22 protein-coding genes are annotated in these 18349 nt (G+C 51.9%); 9 read left to right on the top strand and 13 right to left on the bottom strand.

Annotation, left to right across the window (positions count from 1 at the left end):
• Window positions 1-3: 3 nt before the first annotated feature.
• From hscA to trmJ, 8 genes are all read right to left on the bottom strand, one after another.
• On the bottom strand, window positions 4-1866 hold the full coding sequence (gene hscA, locus CX651_RS17165; protein WP_101057146.1) for a Fe-S protein assembly chaperone HscA: 1863 nt from the start codon (window positions 1864-1866) through the stop codon (window positions 4-6).
• 83 nt (window positions 1867-1949) lie between these two features.
• Window positions 1950-2474, bottom strand: a complete 525-nt coding sequence (hscB, locus tag CX651_RS17160; RefSeq protein ID WP_101057144.1) for a co-chaperone HscB — start codon at window positions 2472-2474, stop codon at window positions 1950-1952.
• A 24-nt stretch (window positions 2475-2498) separates the two neighbouring features.
• Entirely contained in the window at window positions 2499-2822 is a 324-nt protein-coding gene (iscA, locus tag CX651_RS17155; RefSeq protein ID WP_025011492.1) for an iron-sulfur cluster assembly protein IscA, read from the bottom strand.
• Window positions 2823-2836: 14 nt separating this feature from the next.
• A complete protein-coding gene (gene iscU / locus CX651_RS17150) occupies window positions 2837-3220 on the bottom strand; it encodes a Fe-S cluster assembly scaffold IscU (RefSeq protein ID WP_101057142.1) in 384 nt (127 codons plus the stop codon).
• Window positions 3221-3252: 32 nt separating this feature from the next.
• Window positions 3253-4467, bottom strand: a complete 1215-nt coding sequence (locus CX651_RS17145) for an IscS subfamily cysteine desulfurase (protein WP_101057140.1) — start codon at window positions 4465-4467, stop codon at window positions 3253-3255.
• Between the two features lie 81 nt (window positions 4468-4548).
• Window positions 4549-5010, bottom strand: a complete 462-nt coding sequence (gene iscR, locus CX651_RS17140; protein WP_025011489.1) for a Fe-S cluster assembly transcriptional regulator IscR — start codon at window positions 5008-5010, stop codon at window positions 4549-4551.
• Between the two features lie 197 nt (window positions 5011-5207).
• Window positions 5208-6029 carry a serine O-acetyltransferase gene (cysE, locus tag CX651_RS17135; protein WP_101057138.1) on the bottom strand — a complete coding sequence of 274 codons (822 nt, stop codon included), beginning with the start codon at window positions 6027-6029 and terminating at the stop codon, window positions 5208-5210.
• Window positions 6030-6043: 14 nt separating this feature from the next.
• A complete protein-coding gene (gene trmJ, locus CX651_RS17130; RefSeq protein ID WP_101057136.1) occupies window positions 6044-6772 on the bottom strand; it encodes a tRNA (cytosine(32)/uridine(32)-2'-O)-methyltransferase TrmJ in 729 nt (242 codons plus the stop codon).
• Between the two features lie 151 nt (window positions 6773-6923).
• On the opposite strand from trmJ, the gene suhB reads away from it, so the two are divergent.
• The 6 genes from suhB (at window position 6924) to CX651_RS17100 (ending at window position 11383) form a co-directional block, all read left to right on the top strand.
• A complete protein-coding gene (gene suhB, locus CX651_RS17125; protein ID WP_039033837.1) occupies window positions 6924-7724 on the top strand; it encodes an inositol-1-monophosphatase in 801 nt (266 codons plus the stop codon).
• A gap of 349 nt (window positions 7725-8073) precedes the next feature.
• Window positions 8074-9240, top strand: a complete 1167-nt coding sequence (locus CX651_RS17120) for an NnrS family protein (protein WP_101057154.1) — start codon at window positions 8074-8076, stop codon at window positions 9238-9240.
• 85 nt (window positions 9241-9325) lie between these two features.
• Window positions 9326-9730 (top strand): phosphate-starvation-inducible protein PsiE, encoded by a 405-nt coding sequence (locus CX651_RS17115; protein ID WP_039033836.1) that lies wholly within the window; start codon window positions 9326-9328, stop codon window positions 9728-9730.
• Between the two features lie 271 nt (window positions 9731-10001).
• Window positions 10002-10304 (top strand): PilZ domain-containing protein, encoded by a 303-nt coding sequence (locus CX651_RS17110; protein ID WP_101057135.1) that lies wholly within the window; start codon window positions 10002-10004, stop codon window positions 10302-10304.
• Window positions 10305-10377: 73 nt separating this feature from the next.
• Window positions 10378-11046: an AAA family ATPase gene (locus CX651_RS17105; protein WP_101057132.1), complete on the top strand. Its 669-nt coding sequence runs from the start codon at window positions 10378-10380 to the stop codon at window positions 11044-11046.
• Entirely contained in the window at window positions 11033-11383 is a 351-nt protein-coding gene (locus tag CX651_RS17100; RefSeq protein WP_101057130.1) for a replication protein RepA, read from the top strand. The genes CX651_RS17105 and CX651_RS17100 overlap by 14 nt, the downstream gene beginning before the upstream one ends.
• Here the strand turns inward: CX651_RS17100 and CX651_RS17095 are convergent.
• A complete protein-coding gene (locus tag CX651_RS17095) occupies window positions 11377-11619 on the bottom strand; it encodes a YecH family metal-binding protein (RefSeq protein ID WP_101057128.1) in 243 nt (80 codons plus the stop codon). The two genes, CX651_RS17100 and CX651_RS17095, sit on opposite strands and share 7 nt — an antisense overlap.
• Before the next feature lie 121 nt (window positions 11620-11740).
• Between CX651_RS17095 and CX651_RS17090 the strand changes: the two genes are divergently transcribed.
• The 3 genes from CX651_RS17090 (at window position 11741) to CX651_RS17080 (ending at window position 15701) form a co-directional block, all read left to right on the top strand.
• Window positions 11741-13417, top strand: a complete 1677-nt coding sequence (locus CX651_RS17090; protein ID WP_101057126.1) for a sensor histidine kinase — start codon at window positions 11741-11743, stop codon at window positions 13415-13417.
• The gene (gene btsR, locus CX651_RS17085; protein ID WP_101057124.1) at window positions 13414-14124 is read left to right on the top strand and encodes a two-component system response regulator BtsR; all 711 of its coding nucleotides are present in this window, start codon (window positions 13414-13416) and stop codon (window positions 14122-14124) included. The genes CX651_RS17090 and btsR overlap by 4 nt, the downstream gene beginning before the upstream one ends.
• Before the next feature lie 134 nt (window positions 14125-14258).
• Window positions 14259-15701, top strand: a complete 1443-nt coding sequence (locus tag CX651_RS17080) for a carbon starvation CstA family protein (RefSeq protein ID WP_101057122.1) — start codon at window positions 14259-14261, stop codon at window positions 15699-15701.
• Between the two features lie 88 nt (window positions 15702-15789).
• Here the strand turns inward: CX651_RS17080 and CX651_RS17075 are convergent, their stop codons facing one another.
• The 4 genes from CX651_RS17075 to CX651_RS17060 are packed head-to-tail and all read right to left on the bottom strand — an operon-like array spanning window position 15790 to window position 18012.
• A complete protein-coding gene (locus CX651_RS17075) occupies window positions 15790-16338 on the bottom strand; it encodes a YaeQ family protein (protein WP_039033828.1) in 549 nt (182 codons plus the stop codon).
• Window positions 16339-16393: 55 nt separating this feature from the next.
• Complete coding sequence (locus CX651_RS17070; protein ID WP_101057120.1) at window positions 16394-17305, bottom strand: precorrin-2 dehydrogenase/sirohydrochlorin ferrochelatase family protein; 912 nt, start codon at window positions 17303-17305, stop codon at window positions 16394-16396.
• Complete coding sequence (locus CX651_RS17065) at window positions 17305-17664, bottom strand: rhodanese-like domain-containing protein (protein WP_101057118.1); 360 nt, start codon at window positions 17662-17664, stop codon at window positions 17305-17307. Before CX651_RS17065 ends, CX651_RS17070 begins: the two co-directional genes overlap by 1 nt.
• 30 nt (window positions 17665-17694) lie before the next feature.
• Window positions 17695-18012 carry a putative signal transducing protein gene (locus CX651_RS17060; protein ID WP_101057116.1) on the bottom strand — a complete coding sequence of 106 codons (318 nt, stop codon included), beginning with the start codon at window positions 18010-18012 and terminating at the stop codon, window positions 17695-17697.
• Window positions 18013-18349: the final 337 nt, after the last annotated feature.

Raw genomic sequence — 18349 nt, 5'->3', positions numbered from 1 at the left:
CACCTATATGTTATCGACCGACTGACCCTTCAGCGCGGTCCGAATCGAATTGTCCATGCGTCTGGCGGCAAACTCCTGGGTCTGCGCATCCACCGCTTCTATCGCCGCCTTGATGGCATCAACATCGCCATTGGCAGCAGTTTCATTCAAGTCAGCCATGGCGCGGTCAACCAAAACGCGTTCCTCCTGGCTAAGCAAATCGCCATCTTTCGCCAGTGCCGAGTGCAGCGATTCCAGTACTCTGGCTGCCTCCACTCGCTGCTCGGTGAGCATTCTCAGCTCAATATCCTCTTTGGCGTTCTGCATCGAATCTTTGAGCATTCCGGCAATTTCAGTATCACTCAGGCCGAAGGAAGGTTTAACCTGGATGCTGGATTGCACCCCGGTCGACTTCTCCATGGCAGTGACACTGAGCAAGCCATCGGCATCGACCTGGAAGGTCACCCGAATATGCGCGGCACCAGCGGCCAATGGTGGAATGCCCTTAAGGGTAAAGCGCGCCAGAGAGCGGCAATCGGCGACCAGCTCACGTTCACCTTGCACCACATGAAACGCCATGGCGCTCTGACCGTCTTTGAAGGTGGTGAATTCCTGGGCTCTGGCCACCGGAATTGTGGTATTGCGCGGGATCACCTTCTCCACCAAACCGCCCATGGTTTCAATGCCGAGCGACAGTGGGATCACATCCAGCAGCAAAAGATCCGAGTCAGGCTTGTTACCCACCAAAATATCGGCCTGTACCGCTGCACCTATGGCAACCACGCGATCCGGGTCAATCGATGTCAGCGGCGCCTTGCCAAAGAATTCGCCGACCATTTCCCGCACCAGAGGCACACGGGTAGAGCCACCAACCATCACAGTTTCCAGCACCTCGTCAGCATCCACTCCGGCGTCGCGCAAAGCCTTGCGGCAACCTTGAATGGTTTTCTTCACCAGTGTGTTTATCAACTGGTCAAACTCACTGCGACTCACTTCGGCTTCACGCTCAGTGCCGTCTTGCAGTGTCAGCTTAGCAATAGTGCTGTCGCTATCGGTCAACGCCTCTTTTACCCGCCGGGCTTCCATCAGCAACTGCCGCGCTTCCTGGCTGGAAAGCGACTCCAGCGCCATGCGTTCACGCAGTAAGCCTTGCAGCAGTTCATCAAAGTCATCACCACCCAGGCGGGAATCGCCACCGGTTGCAAGTACCTCAAACACGCCGCGGTTGAGACGCAAAATAGAGATATCAAAGGTGCCGCCGCCCAAGTCATAGACGGCAATGACGCCTTCCTGACCCGAGTCCAGGCCATAGGCGATGGCGGCCGCCGTTGGCTCATTGAGCAGGCGTAACACCTTGATACCAAGCAAGGCTGCCGCATCTTTGGTTCCCTGACGCTGGGCATCATCAAAATAAGCTGGCACTGTGATAACCACGCCTTCCAATGGGCCACCCAGAGTGGACTCGGCGCGGGCAATCAGGGGGCGCAAAACCTCGGCAGACACCTGAACCGGATTCATTTTACCTGCGCGGGTAACAAACAATGGCAGGCCGTTTTCACTGGCCTCAAACTGATAGGGGAAAGCTTGCGCACCGCTTTGTACATCGGCCAAAGAACGGCCCATGAAGCGCTTCACCGACACTATGGTGTTTTCAGGATCCTTGGCCGAATCGGCCAGGGCATCGTGACCTACTCGGACGCCCTGCTCGCCATAGTGCACCACAGATGGCAATGAATGCCGACCTTGCTCGTCGGCCAGTGTACTGGTCTCGCCGCTGCGAACCGCAGCAACCAGGGAGTTGGTGGTCCCCAAATCTATCCCGGCGGCTAATCTGTGTTGGTGAGGAGCGGCCATTTGGCCGGGTTCAGCAATCTGCAAAAGTGCCATAGTCTTCCATCTTGTGTTTAAAAAGTTGGCTCAATCAGAAATTGAGCCAACTGTAGGAATATGCTTTAAGGCCGAAAGCGAATTCAGTCGAACAGCGCATCCTGGGCCCGCTGCAGTTCATCCTGCAATTTTGCCATAAACTTCAACTTACGGACTTGATCTGCCGCGGCTATTGCATCGGCCTCTTTGGAACTGTGAAGTTGGTTGCGCAGCAGCTCTGTCTCTTGCTTACGATAAGCCGCGAATGAAGCATCTAGCTCATCGATATCGCTCTGGGCATCGCCGCTCTGGCCTATTTCCTCCAGCGCTTCACGCCATTCCATCTGCTGCATCAAAAAGGCGGTGTCTTTAACCGTGGTGGTTTCGTGACTGATATCCACACCTTTGAGCGCCAACATATGTTCGGCTCTACGGATAGGGTCTTTCAGGGTCTGAAAGGCATCGTTGATCTGGGCAGTGCGGGAAATGGCCAACAGCTTTTGCTGTTCACTGGCGTTGGCAAATTTGTCGGGATGCACCGCCCGCTGCAGCTCGCGGTAGCGACTGGCCAGCTCGGCGGTGTCCACATCAAAGGAGGGAGTTAAATCAAACAGCTCGAAATAATTCATATACTCTCAGGGCGGCGGTGGAACTCAAACCGTGAAGCTCTCACCGCAACCGCACTCACCTTTGGCGTTAGGGTTATTGAATTTAAAGCCTTCGTTGAGTCCTTCCTTGACAAAGTCCAGCTCGATCCCTTGAAGATAGATGAAGCTCTTGGCATCTATGATGATGTTGACACCATCTATGTTGTATACCTCATCATCTTCATTGAGTTCGTCGACAAATTCCAGAACGTAAGCCATCCCGCTGCAGCCTGAAGTCTTGAGCCCCAAACGCAAACCTATACCTTTTCCTCTGTTGCTCAGGAAGGCACGGACACGCTCGGCGGCGGCAGGCGTCATAGTAATAGCCATCTTAACTCCTGGCGTTATTTATCTTGCTTGGACTTGTACTCTTCCAGAGCCGCCTTGATGGCGTCTTCGGCCAGAATCGAACAGTGGATCTTCACAGGTGGCAGAGCCAACTCTTCTGCAATATCCGTGTTCTTGATGGCGGCCGCTTCCTCAATGGATTTGCCTTTAACCCATTCGGTCACCAAAGAGCTTGATGCGATGGCGCTGCCACAACCGTAAGTCTTGAAGCGAGCGTCTTCAATGATGCCCTGGTCGTCAATCTTGAGCTGCAGTTTCATCACGTCACCACAGGCGGGCGCACCCACCATACCTGTTACTACGGATGGGTCGTTCTTGTCGAAAGAACCTACGTTACGCGGGTTCTCGTAATGATCTATCACTTTTTCACTGTAAGCCATGATACTGCTCCAAATTCATCTATCCGCGGGGATCAGTGGTGTGCCCACTGCACCTGGTTGAGGTCTACACCATCTTTGAACATTTCCCAAAGTGGTGACATTTCTCTCAGTTTGCCAATAGAGTTTCTAATGGTTTCGATTGCGTAATCTATCTCTTCTTCAGAAGTGAAACGACCTATGGAGAAACGGATTGAGCTGTGCGCCATTTCGTCGTTCAGTCCCAGGGCACGCAACACATAGCTGGGCTCAAGACTGGCAGAAGTACAGGCAGAGCCGGAAGATACGGCCAGGTCCTTGAGCGCCATCATCAGCGACTCGCCTTCCACATAGTTAAAGCTGACGTTCAAGCTGCCGCAAGCACGCTGATCCATATCACCATTGAGATAGGTTTCTTCGATATCTTTGATACCGTTCCACAACTTGTCGCGCAGATAGCGAATACGTTCGTTATCTTTTTCCATATCGGCTTTGGCAATGGCCGCCGCTTCGCCCATACCCACAATTTGGTGAGTCGCCAGGGTGCCGCTGCGCATACCACGCTCATGACCACCGCCGTGCATCTGGGCTTCCAGACGAATACGAGGCTTACGGCGTACATACAGGGCGCCTATGCCTTTGGGGCCATACATCTTGTGACCCGAGATAGACATGAGATCGACCTTGGTCTTTTGAATATCGATAGGCAGCTTACCGGCACTCTGGGCTGCATCCACATGGAAGATGATGCCTTTGCTGCGGCACAGCTCGCCGATGGCATCGATATCGTGGATCACGCCAATCTCGTTGTTAACATGCATGATGCTGACAAGAATGGTGTCGTCGCGCATGGCCGCTTCCAGGCGCTCCATAGGAATAATACCGTTGGCCGCAGGCTCCAGGTAAGTGACCTCGAAACCTTCACGTTCCAGCTGACGGCAGGTATCCAGTACGGCCTTGTGCTCTGTCTTGCTGGTGATGATGTGCTTACCCTTCTTCTGGTAGAAGTGGGCAACACCTTTGATAGCCAGGTTGTCAGATTCGGTAGCGCCTGAGGTGAACACAATTTCACGGGGATCAGCATTGATCAGCTCCGCGACCTGGTTACGGGCGATATCCACCGCTTCTTCGGCCTGCCAGCCGTAGCGGTGTGAACGGGATGCGGGGTTACCGAATACACCGTCCATTGTCATGTACTGTACCATTTTGTCTGCAACCCGGGGGTCTACAGGCGTTGTTGCGGCATAATCCAAATAGATAGGAAGCTTCATTACACACTCCGTACTTCGCAGTCTCGGCCGAGGCTACATACAACGTACATTATTCGTTTTTATATCCAACAGAGGATCAGCTCAAGCGCTGACTCTCTGCTCCTGCTGCATCTTGTCTTGCTTTACCGAGATAAACTGCACATCCCGTTTCTGCATCAGTGCAGCAAGGCTGATGCCATTTAAAAAGTCAGAAATCTGTTTGCTCAGGTCACCCCAGAGCGAATGCGTCAGACAGCGGGTGCCACTTTGGCAATTCCCCTGGCCTTGACAGCGGGTGGCATCGACAGATTCATCTACCGCATGTACCACCATGCCCACCGAGATGTCATTGGCTTCCAATCCGAGGCGATAACCGCCACCGGGACCGCGCACACTGGCGACCAAGCCCTGCTTTCTCAGTTTGGCAAAGAGTTGTTCTAGGTAAGAAAGGGAAATCCCCTGGCGCTCTGAAATATCTGCCAGCGGTACCGGCCCCTGCGCCGAATGTATGGCCACGTCCAGCATGGCTGTCACTGCGTAGCGACCCTTAGATGTAAGTTTCATAAAACGACCACGGCTCCCAAACAGGTATGTGGGAATTTCAACATACCCGAGCAATTTAGTCAAGTATAAATCCTACTTGTTTACTCGGGTATTGTGGTTCATAAATCAGGTTGAATACCCTGTCTGCTTGGTGGGGTATTTAACCTTTTTCGCCACGATTATTCAATGGCAAAAGCCGATAAAATGGTCATCGAGTATCAGATAATGGGATCAAACTCATCCATTGACTGTTGCCGCTTTTGTGCCGCAGCAGTTTCAGCATCACTGAACTCGCCCACATCCAACTCAGGCAGACGTTCAGTGCAGACACTGCCGCCCATTTTCTGAACCGCATGACAAACTTCCTGTACTTTGGAATCCATCAAATGCATATGATCCAACATCTGGCCTATGGCATTGGCAACAGGGTCTGGATTATCGGGAGAAACGGCGTAAGCATCGAAACCGTATTTCTTGGCCATGGCACTGCGGCGCTCACTGGTTTCCTTGGATTGAGCCGATGCGACTGTCACAGCTCGGCCAGGAATACCCACAACGGTAGTGTCCTTGGGCACGTCTTTAACCACCACAGAGTTGGAACCAACCCGAGCCCTATCATGCATGGTAATGGGGCCCAGCACCTTAGCTCCGGCACCTATGACCACGTTATTGCCCAAGGTCGGATGGCGTTTGCCGGCTTGCCAGGTGGTGCCCCCCAGTGTCACCCCGTGATAAAGAGTGCAGTCATCACCAATCTCGGCCGTTTCGCCAATCACGACTCCCATGCCATGGTCAATAAAAAACCGCCTACCTATGGTTGCCCCCGGGTGTATTTCCACCCCTGTGAGCCAACGGGAAAAAGTGGACAGACAACGCGCCAGAAAACACCAATTGGCCTTCCACAGTTTATGGCTGATACGGTGCAGCCAAATAGCCTGCATTCCCGGATAGTTGAGCAATATCTCCAATGTGCCCCGCGCGGCAGGATCCCTGTGATAAATGGATCCTATGTCCTCTTTCAGTCTGGCTATCACACCCATCTTGATTCCTCGGATTACTCTTCTTTACTGTCGACCTTTTTTTCTACCGATGTCAGGATCCCGCGCAGTATGTTCATCTCCTGCGTTTCGATTCTGGCCCGGGTAAACAGGCGCCTCAGCTTAATCATCACCTGTCCCGGATGATTCTTGATAATAAAGCCGGTTTTTTGCAGTGTCCGTTCCAAATGTTCAAAGAAACGCTCATGATCTTCACTGCTGGGATACTCGGCCAGTTCCTGCTCGACTTGTTGATGTTTCTCCAGCCATGCCACCCGTGTTTCATAACAGATAAGCTGCACAGCCTGAGCCAGATTGAGTGAGCTGTATTCCGGGTTGGCAGGGATACACACATGATAGTGGCATTTTTGCAACTCTTCGTTGCTTAAGCCATGGCTTTCACGGCCAAAGACAATAGCAACAGGCCCCTGGCAACTTTCAAGCGCCAATTTGCTGCCCGCTTCACGGGGTTCAAGCACGGGCCAGTCGAGTGTGCGGCTGCGGGCACTGGTGGCAATCACCAGACTACAGTCTTTAATTGCCTCTTCCAGGCTGTCGACCTTGACCAGATGCTTGAGAATATCAGAGGCGCCGGCGGCAAGCGCAATGGACTGACCGTCTGGTTCAACTTTGGGCTCCGCCAGATAAAGGTTGGATAATCCCATGGTTTTCATGGCCCTGGCCACAGAACCTATATTGCCGGGATGCGTGGTACCTACCAGGACGACACGAATATTGGAGAGCATGGAACAACTTCAAAAATAAAAAAATCAGGAGGCGGATGGTACCACAGGCATATTTTTTTGCTTATAGAAAAATCGCCATTTGATATCAGCGTCAACTAGGATATAATCTGCGCCGAATTTTTGTCCGTTCTTTAACATCCAGGGGATTGCAATGCATCCGATGCTGACTATTGCCGTGCGCGCTGCTCGCGCTGCAGGCCAAACTATTATGCGTGCCTACACCGAACTCGACCGTATTGAGGTCGATGCCAAAGGTGTCAACGATTTTGTGACCAGTGTAGACAAGGAAGCAGAAGCAGCAATTATCTATCAGATCCGCAAGTCCTATCCAGACCACAGTATAGTGGGTGAGGAAAATGGCGAAAACCGCGGCACCAACCAAGATTATCTGTGGATTGTTGATCCTCTGGACGGCACCAATAACTTTGTTAATGGTGTACCTCACTTCGCCGTCTCTATCGCCATGCAGTACAAGGGCAAAACTGAAGTTGCCGTTGTCTATGATCCCGTTCGCGATGAACTATTCAGCGCCGTCCGCGGTAAAGGGGCCAAGCTGAATGATTTCCGTCTGCGAGTAAACAATGTCAACGATCTGGGTGGAAGCCTGGTTGCCACAGGATTCCCTTTCAAGGCTCGTCAGCACACCGAAACTTATATGAAGCTGTTTGGCGAAGCTTTCTCTCTGAGTGCCGACTTACGCCGCGCCGGCTCTGCCGCACTGGATCTGGCTTATGTAGCCGCCGGTCGTGTAGACGCCTTCTTCGAACTGGGCCTCAAGCCTTGGGATATCGCCGCCGGCGATCTGATTGTTCGTGAAGCCGGTGGTACAGTTACCGACTTCAGTGGTGGCCACAACTACCTGCTCTCCGGCCATATCGTTGCCGGCGCACCTAAAGCCACCAGCCTGCTGGTCAAACGCTTCCGTCCCCTGTTGAGCGACGCTCTGAAGTAAGTTATCAGACAAGTACTTGAGCAAACATTGAAACAACACGCTAAAGTACTGAATTTATTTAAAAACCGCCGAGTGGCGGTTTTTTTATGCCTGAATACCAAGAAGATAGAGCGGACTTCAATCCGTTCGAGTAATCAGATTGAATCAAACAGGATTAAATCAATAAGGCTTTGAATGAGCCAAGCCGAAATAACCAAGGATGAGTATCTTCCCCCCTACCCTTCAAACAGATAACTCTTTGGATATATTTACATGTATTTATATTACACCTTAAAATACCCGAGTATTTTGTTTGGGTATTTAAGGCAAGACTATGAGTAAATCCGGCACTCGCAACACCCGGGGAGGGATCCTCAACATTGACGAACCGGCCAACAAGCAGTTTCCGCTGGCGCTTTTTCGTTTGGGTTTCAGGCCTTTTTTTCTCGGTGCCAGCCTGTTCGGCTTGTTGTCGCTCTTGCTTTGGGGAGCCTTACTCAGTGGTCAAGTCCAACTGACGCCCCACGCCAATCCCCTGTGGTGGCATGGACACGAAATGCTGTTCGGTTTCACCGGCGCTGTTATCGCAGGCTTTTTGTTAACAGCAGTTCAAAACTGGACAGGGATCCCGGGCATAAGAGGCTGGCCTTTACTGCTGCTCTGGTGTCTATGGCTGGCTCCCAGACTACTCTTGCTTGATGCCGGCATAGCCCCTTTTACTTTAGTAATGCTGTTGGATCTGGCATTTTTTCCGGTCACGGCAATAATACTGGGGTTAGCTGTCTTCAGGGTAAAACAGTGGCGCAACCTGGTGTTTGTCCCCCTGCTGCTGTTACTCTTTTGTGCCAACCTCCTCTCTTATCTTGGCCTTGAACAGCCTGGGTTGGCACAAAAAGCATTGCAGGCCGCGGCGCTGTTGATCGTTATTCTGGTGGCTCTACTTGGCGGCAGGGTAATCCCCTTCTTTACCGAACGCGCCACAGATTTCAAGCGCGGAGCACCAAGCCCTGTACTTGAAGCTCTCAGCTTCGCCTCTTTGATTCTCATGCTGATCAGCTTGTTTTTACCCTATTCCTGGTTGACACAAACATTGGCCTTACTGGCAGGCACAGTACTGTTGTTGCGCTGGGCACGCTGGGGCTGGCACGCCAGCCTCAAGGTACCGCTGCTGTGGTCACTGCATTTAAGTTACCTGTGTATTCCGATCGGACTGCTGATTATTGGTGTCAGCGGCCAGATGATGTTGGGGTTTCATGCCCTGACCGTTGGCGGTATGGGGGGAATGATCTTGGCTATGATGGCGAGGGTATCTCTGGGGCATTCCGGCAGGCCACTGCAGATTGCCTGGCCTATGATCACCGCCTTTGGCTTGATGTTACTGGCTGCAGCCTTGAGGGTCGCGGCAGCAATTGTGCCTCAGCTAAGCCAAATCTTACTAATAGGCGCGATTCTCTGCTGGCTATTGGCATTTACCACTTTTATAGTAGTTTACGCGCCTATTCTTTGCCGAGCTAGGTTGGATGGCCGCCCCGGTTAAAGGTTCTGTGAAAGCTATCACACAGATTTCGCGGCGAGCAGGAAATTTACTGATACTATTTAGGAAATGATTTCAGGGAGTTTTCATGGAACTGTATCGTCAATACGGCTCTAAGAGCCTTAAAGCCGTCGAACATCTGGTCTTGTTTGTTATTGCCATTGCCACAGTCGTCGCCATTGGCCAGGAGATAGTGCATATCTTCAAAATGGGCGCTGTGGCCCTTGCCGATCTGCTGCTGCTGTTTATCTACTTGGAAGTGCTGGCCATGGTGGCCAATTATGCCGAATCCGGCAAGTTACCTGTACGTATGCCGCTCTATATCGCAATAGTGGCTTTGGCCCGTTATCTTATCCTGGACATGAAATCGATGGAAGATTGGCGCATAGTCGCCATCTCAATCTCAACCTTGGTGCTTGCAGCAACTGTGATAGTGATCCGCTGGGGGCAATTGAAGATGCCCTACCCCAAGAATCAAGAGTATGACAATTAACTGGAACCCGGCAGACGCCGGGTTCTTTTTTATCAGCTCTTTAGAACTGACCCTAGCTACCGACAAATCTATGCTATTTTTAAAACACTTACCCCATTTCACATAGGATTTGATTCTCACAGCAATAATGAAAATGTGCGGTACAAATACGGTAAATCAGGGTTATCAGGACACATACCCAGAGCCGTTACCGCATCCATAGCCTCGAGAGACTCAAACCTAAGAAATATGGGATAACGGCCTACTATCCATTGAACTTAAGGGGACTGCCATGGATGAAAATCTGGATGACTTTATCGAAAGACGCAGATCACTGCGGGTCGATCTGGAGGCGGAGCGGATCAGGCTTCATTGGATAAATAAAGCGGGTGATGAACTCAATGACGATGGCATCTGTATTGATCTGTCCAGACGGGGGATTTTGTTTGAGTACCATCAACCCTTTACCTTGGGAGAACTGCTATCTGTAACCTTCCATGCAGGAACGGATTCACAAAATACCATCAAGGGACAGGTGTGCCGTTGCAGCGAGATCAACCCAAAGCGTTTTCACATCGCCATGCAACTTATCTAGATCCCCGACGTAGTATCCGGGGTGTTCTATACTTTACATCAACTTAAGTACCAAGGACACGGGGAGAAAATCCATGATACTGCTCGTAGGCGGAGAGAAAGGGGGCAGTGGCAAGAGCTGTCTGGCCCAAAATCTGGCTGTACACATTACCCAGAAATATCGGGCCAACGTGTTAATGGTCGACTGTGACCCCCAGCGCACCACATCCGACTGGATCCAGGCCCGCAACAATGACCCTTCCCTGCCTGCAATCAACTGTATTCAGCTCTACGGCAAGATCCGTAACGATCTCCTGAGCCTGGATGAACGCTTCGACTATGTAATAGTCGACTGCGGCGGCCAGGATAATCTGGCGATGCGAGCCGCCATGTCGGTTGCCAGTTATGTGGTGATCCCTTTAAGACCCAAGCGGCGTGATTTAAAAACCTTGCCCCATATGGAAGATATGCTCAGCACCTGTAAGATGGTCAACCCCAAGATGGTGGCGACAATAGTGTTGACTCAATGTCCGGCGCTGCCTTCACAGTTCAAACGCATTCTGGAAGCAAAAGATGTAGTAAAATCGTTCGGTCTGAGGGCGCTGGACTCGGTCACTTTTAGCCGCAATATCTATGATGACAGCGAAGAAAAAGGCTCCTCTGTCATCGAAATTGAGCCCGATGGAAAAGCCGCCGAGGAGATACGCAATATTGCCGACGAGCTGTTAGCCATTCCGCCGGAAAACTCTTATGAGCTTAACTGATCTCAAACGTCACAAGATCAAACCCAAGGCCAAAAAGGTCTCTGTCGACGATTTCATCGAAGATGCCAATAACTACGCCCATGGGAAACCCAGCCGCTTGGGCGGTGGCTCTGTGGCCAAATCTCGAATGGGACTGGATAAAAAATCAACCCGTCTCTATCGCCATGCCACTTTTACCCTGACTGAAGCCAGCATTAGTCAGCTGGACGGTATTGCCCGCAAGACGGGTATTGCCAAGTCCAAACTGCTGCGGATCTTCATTCGTGATTTTCACAGTCTGAGCGACAAAGCCCAAGCTGAAATGATTGCCAGAGATCAGACAAATGAAACTCAGTGACGACAAATTTTACTCTCAAGGGTGCTCAGCCCCTGAGATGATTCGATAAATTTGCCCTTGGCGGCCAGAAAGTTGAGCAAAGCCTCTGCGTCCATTCCCTCGGCGCTGCAGGTATGATAACAGGCGTCTTTACCGAAACGCTCCTGCATCAATGCCTTGAGCTTGTCCCGCTTAATTGGAGAGGCTTGTTCCAGCAACAACTGCAACACCTGATGGCCATGTACCGACGAATTCATGTATCCTCCACAAAACAATGAGTCGCAGCCGATTTTTAACGGATTTTGCTGCAGTATTCCCTGATTTAGCGCAACTTGTTTGTCATTATGGCGGTTGTTTGCTTGTGCAAGAGGAGTTGTCATGTCCCTTATTCTATTGCTGACACAGCAGATGAGCCTGTATTTGGTGATCGTTTATCTGGTCAGCAAGACCCCTTTGTTCAAGCTGTTTACCGAAGCATCAACCCGCCTGCCCCATAAGATCTTTCTCTATCTGGTATTTTCCGGCTTTTGCATCATGGCAACCTATTTCGGTGAGCAGACCCATGGCGCCATCGCCAATACCCGCGCCATGGGTGCAGTGCTCGGTGGCCTGCTCGGTGGCCCGACGACAGGTTTGCTGGTCGGCTTAACCGGCGGCTTACACAGATACAGTCTCGGTGGGTTCACCGATCTGGCCTGCGCGGTTTCCACTACCTTGGAAGGTTTATCTGCCGGGATGATCAGCTATTATCTGCGCCGTCAAGGCAAGGCCGAGTTGGTGTTCAATCCAATCCTGGTGTGCCTTATTACCTTTTATGCCGAGATGATGCAGATGAGCATTATCTTGTTGCTGGCTGAACCCTTTGATGAAGCTTGGGGACTGGTGCGTCAAATAGCTCCGCCCATGTTGCTGGTCAACTCCATAGGTGCGGCCCTGTTTATGAGCATGGTACGGGATCAAAAAACCATGTTCGATAAGCTCTCATCCAGCTTTTCCACCAAGGCGCTGAAAATTGCCGAGCGCAGCGTGGGACTCTTGAGCTCCGGCTTCAACGAGGAAACCAGTACTCAGGTTGCCAAGATAGTCATAGAGGAAACCAATGTCGGCGCAGTGGCCATAACTGACAGGGAAAAACTCTTGGCCTTTATCGGTATAGGAGCCGATCACCACTTGCCCGGCACCTTGATATCGTCCCAAATAACCCTGGATGCCATACACCAGAACAAGGTGATGTTTGCCGATGGAGTGGAAGTTCCCTATGCCTGTTCCATTTCCCCCAACTGTAAACTGGGTTCCAGTTTGGTGATCCCACTTCGTAGCGACAATGAGGTCATAGGCACCATCAAGCTGTATGAACCCAAGAACAAGCTGTTTCTCAACATCAACCGCACCTTGGGGGAAGGGATCGCCCGTCTGCTGTCGAACCAAATTCTCTACGGCCGTTTCGAGCAGCAACAAAACCTGCTGACCCAGGCGGAACTCAAACTGTTGCAGGCTCAGGTTAACCCACATTTTCTGTTCAACGCGCTTAATACCATAGGCGCTATCATACGTCGCGATCCGCCCATGGCCAGAACCTTGTTGCAACAGCTGAGTCAGTTTTTGCGAATTAATCTCAAGCGTACTGCTGGCCTGGTGACTCTGGGAGATGAGTTGGAGCATATCGAAGCCTATCTCACCATAGAAAAGGCCCGTTTCATTGATAAGCTCGAGGTGGATATCGCCATACCCCAATCTCTGCTGACCATTAGAGTGCCGGCCTTTACCCTGCAGCCCATCATAGAAAATGCAGTCAAACACGGCACTTCGCATCTGATAGACACTGGCCGTATTCGGGTAGAAGGCCGCCGCACAGATGACAGACTCATACTGGAAGTTACGGACAATGCCGGCCTTTATCAACCCGCCGAAGAATCCGATGGCCTGGGGATGAACCTGGTGCACAAAAGAATACAGAATCTCTTCGGCCCAGATTATGGCGTCAGTGTCGAGTGCCAGAGCGACAGTTACACTAGAGTCAGCATACATTTACCCATAACGGAAACAGCCCTGTGATCACTTGTCTTATTGTCGATGACGAACCTTTTGCCCGTGAGGAGTTGGCCGAGCTACTGCTTCAGGCCGGCGACATTGAAATTCTCGGCCAATGTGGCAACGCCATAGAGGCCATGCAGGCGATAGCCAAGCTCAAGCCTCAGTTGTTGTTCCTGGATATTCAAATGCCAAGGATCAGCGGCATGGAACTTATCGCCATGCTGGATCCCGACAATATGCCCAGAGTGGTGTTTGTTACCGCCTACGATGAATTTGCCGTCAAGGCCTTCGATAACCATGCCTTCGACTATCTGCTCAAACCCTTGGATGAGAAGCGCCTCAGTCAGACCCTGGATAAGCTGCGCCGGGATCTCAAACCTCAGTCGCTGTCGGCCATAGCACCGCAACAACTGGAACACCTACCCTGTTTCAGCGGTAACCGTCTCAAGGTGATCCCGGTCGCCGAGGTAGAGTTTGTCTTCAGCGATCTCGGCGGGGTGCATGTGGCGACTGCCAGAGAAAAGGTTCATACCCAGTTAACGCTGAAACTGCTGGAAGAAAAAACCCCGCTGCTCAGATGCCATCGCCAATATCTGGTGGCCCCAAAGGCCATTGCCGAGATAGAACTGCTGGAGACAGGCGCCGAAGTCACCACCCGCAGCGGCGCCAAGATCCCGGTATCGAGGCGCTTTCTCAAGCCACTGAAGCAGCTGTTTGGTTACCAGTAAAGCACAAGCTAACAACCGCTCGGCGACCTAGGTAACCGCTCACCCCCGACTTTTGACCGCTGACCCAGTTCCCGCTGGGCCTTGTAACCAAAGTGTTTACAATTGCGTCAACTCAAATCGGGGAGATAACAACTATGATGTGGTTTTTGTTGTGTGTCGGTCTGTTGATCGGCGGCTACTTCATCTACGGCGCTTTTGTAGAAAAAATATTCGGGATCAACAATAAAAGACAAACACCCGCCTACGCCCAAACAGATGGTGTCGACTATGTGCCCATGTCCAAGGGCAAGGTCTACCTTATCCAACTGTTGAATATTGCCGGTGTGGGTCCAATTTTTGGTCCTATTCTGGGGGCGCTATACGGCCCGGCAGCCATGTTGTGGATTGTTATCGGCTGTATCTTTGCCGGTGCTGTGCATGACTACTTCTCCGGCATGTTGTCGGTACGTAACGGCGGTCAGTCAGTGCCTAACCTGGCGGGTAAGTACCTTGGCAAAGGCGCCAAGAACTTTATGAACATCTTCGCCATCATACTGCTGTTGTTGGTGGGTGTGGTATTTATCTCGGCTCCGGCCGGCTTGCTCGGTAAGCTTACCGGCGGCAGCGTTGGTCTGTTTGTCGGCATCATCTTCGTTTACTACCTGATTGCCACCATAGTGCCGGTAGACAAAATCATAGGTCGCCTCTATCCCTTCTTCGGCGCATTGTTGCTGTTTATGTCTATCGGTTTGACCATAGCCATAGTGCTGTCCAGTGAACATACTCTGTTGCCGGGCTTTGAAGCCGGTGACTTTCTGCAGAACCTGAACCCTGACAACGCCCCGTTGTGGCCGGCGCTCTTCATCACCATCGCCTGTGGTGCCGTGTCAGGTTTCCATGCGACTCAGTCCCCACTGATGGCCCGCTGTGTTGAAAATGAATCCAATGGCCGCTTCGTGTTCTACGGTGCCATGATAGGCGAAGGTATCATTGCCCTTATCTGGTGTGCCGTGGCTCTGTCTTTCTTCGACGGTGTCGAGGGACTAAAAGCCGGAATGGACGGCAACCCTGCCAACGTGGTTTACAGCGCTTCAACCGGCCTTCTCGGTGCAGTCGGTGGCTTCATGGCTGTGCTTGGGGTCATCATTCTGCCTATCACCTCCGGCGATACCGCCTTCCGCTCTGCCCGGCTGATCTTGTCTGAGTACTTCAATATGCCTCAGACTGAGATGCCCAAGCGACTGATGTTGGCAATTCCGCTGTTCATCATAGGGGCGATACTGACCCAGGTGGACTTCGGCGTGATTTGGCGCTACTTCGGGGTCGCCAACCAAGCAACTGCGGTAATGATGCTGTGGACAGCTTCAGCCTACCTGCTGCGTCACAATAAGCTGCACTGGATCTGTACCATTCCGGCGATGTTTATGACCACAGTGGTGATAAGCTTCCTGCTCAACTCCAGTACCCTGGGTGCAGGTCTGCCAATGACAGTCTCCACCATCAGCGGCATAGTGGTGACTCTGCTGGTAACCGCCTTGGTGATAATAAAGACCAAGGGCCGCAACGAGGTCGATGAAGTACTCCCAGAAGAAGGTTAAGCTCTGGAGATAAAACGCTACATAAACCAAGAGCCGCCCTTTTAAGGCGGCTCTTGTTATTTAAGACGACTCGCAGCAACCGAGACAATCACAATGCCAGGGGCTTCAGCACTTTAGGTTCTACCATCACGCTGGCACTATCGCTGCTCAGGTAAATAATCCCGTCGCTGATATTGCAACCCAGTTTCATTGAACGGCTGACCAACTGCGCCATCTCCTTCACCTGCTCTTCAGGTATCTCCCACACCTTGAGGTTGGCATAACGGTTAAAGGCATGCTGATTCTGTTGCCACCATACTGGCACGCTGCGGCCACCATAGGCAAACAGCTGCACTTCGTCGGCGCGGCCGCTGGCCTTGCGCAGCCATTTTTCATCGCTCTGACCAAACTCGACCCACAAACGAATATCACCGTTAAGCTCGCGATCCCAAAGTTCGGGTTCATCATCGACACATAAGCCCTTGCTGAAGGCCAAACTGTCAGAGGCGTTGAGCGCAAAGGCCAACAAACGCACCATCATACGCTCATCGGTTTCCGACGGATGCTGGGCAATGGTCAACTGATGATCCTGATAATAATGCCGGTCCATATCAGCAATACTGAGCTGAACTTTAAAAATACTCGCCTTCAAGGCCATGATAACTTCTCTGTGATAAGGAGGCAGATTCTGCCTCAATAAGGAAATAAAGGGTCTAAATAGCGCCGGGGCGCAGATGTTTGGCAAACGGAAACGCCGCCTTGAGCCTGGCGACTTCGTTTGCGTCGGCAAGACGCAACATCCGCATACCGGCTTGATATGATGCCAACAGGGCACTGTCTGCCATGGGCGCAGTGCGTGACGCGTCCCGGCGGATAAGCTCCAGCAACTCAGTCGTAGGGGCGGCATCTGTAATCAGGCTGTCTATCCGCTGCAACATTGGCATGGCGGCCAGCGGCAACAACTGCAGATGACAGTCATCTGCCAGCAGCAATAACTCTCCCTGCGCCTTACCAGAAGCAAAACTCAGCTCGAAATTCTCCCGGGTGCTGGCGTCAAACCTGTCACCATTGAGCTTAAAGAAATGCTCCCAGAAGCGTCGCCTGGCATCCACCAAAGGCAAGCGCTGCTGTACTTCCTCTCTGCGCTCGGCGATAAAATCCAGCAAAGGGTTGAGGCTTGGCGGCAGCAGAGTTTCAAGTTTGGCTCGCAAGTCTCTCGCAAACACAGGCGCGGCACCGGCGGTACTAATGGCCATTACCAGCCGCCCTCTATCTACGATGGAGGGAGTGATAAAATCACACTCGGATGGGGTATCAACCACATTGACCCATGCACCAAACTCGCGCGCCTTGGCCGCCAGGGTTTGGTTCAGATGACTGTCGGCTGTAGCCAGATAAACCAGCTCCCGCTCGACAAGATCCCGCTCTTCCACGCCCCGGCGAGACAGCCAAATCCGGCCACTGGCGGCATAGGCCTCCACCTCAGCACTCACCTTGGGCGCTACAAGGTGAATTTCAGCTTGGGTTCTGGCCAAGAGATCCAGTTTACGGCTGGCCACTTCACCGCCACCGACCAACAGCACTCTTATGCGTGAAGTGTCAACAAAAAGGGGAAAATACTGCATTAATCCTGTACCAAAGGCAATTCGTGGGCACACCAAGCGCGATAACCACCGTCAAGGGAGGCCACATTCCGATATCCCAAGCGTTGCAAACTCAATGCGGCCAGTATAGCGCGTTGCCCACCGGCACTATAGAGTAGCAGCGCTGCAGACTTGTCCGGAAATCGCTTACCGATATCCCGCTCCAATATGCCTCGGGACAGGTGCTTGGCCAGTGGCAGGCGATCTTTGAGCCATTCATGATCTTCTCGCACATCAATGAGCTGCCAGCTATCATCATGCTGATACTCTTCTATGCTTAATTCACGAACCAGCTCCCTGGCCTGTTCAACCAAGGCCATAAAATCAAGGCTATTTGTCATTTGCCACTCCCGGATCCTGCCATCGATAGCTTAATTATGGCACTCACTGCGTTCGGCGCTGCACTGCCAGCAAAGTTCAAAACTGGCGTCGTTGAACTCATGACATTGGAGGCATTGCCACTGGGGCCTATCGGCATCGAGACTGGCCAATTGTAACTGTGCTTGCTCCCGCTGCGATTCAGGAACCCAAAGTTCAACGGTTTGCATATCAACCGGCAACTCTCCCACGCCACCCAACAAGGCTTCACCGCGCAGTTCAACCCTCAATCCGGAGGTCTCCAGCATTCCCTTCCAGGTATGAGCCTGCAGCAGATTACCACCGGCTACCATGACTTTTCGTTCTTCCATGTTTCTTCCTACAACTTTAGGCCCTGCCACCGCAGAGAAATTAAGGAATGGATCCTATGGAAGGATCCGCAGCCCATGCTACTGATAAACGCCTGGGCTGTCGAGTGACAGCACCAAGCGAATTTACCTTTTGATAACAAAAGCGCATATCTGGATCATAAACTCAGGTTTTACTCTAACTTTGGCGCTATCCCCGTAATGCCCAGACACAAAAAAGCCACCCGCAGGTGGTAATGCCGTTCACTTAGTGTGAACGGCATTTTTCTTAGGCTTAATGGGATACTTGTTTTTACTCATTTTTAACGCACGTGGATAGGCTCTATCCCGTTTCCCATCA

The sequence above is a fragment of the Shewanella chilikensis genome (assembly GCF_002836945.1).
Classification (GTDB): domain Bacteria; phylum Pseudomonadota; class Gammaproteobacteria; order Enterobacterales; family Shewanellaceae; genus Shewanella; species Shewanella chilikensis.
The sequence above is the reverse complement of the archived record's forward strand: the minus strand, read 5'-3'. Positions and strand labels throughout refer to the sequence as shown.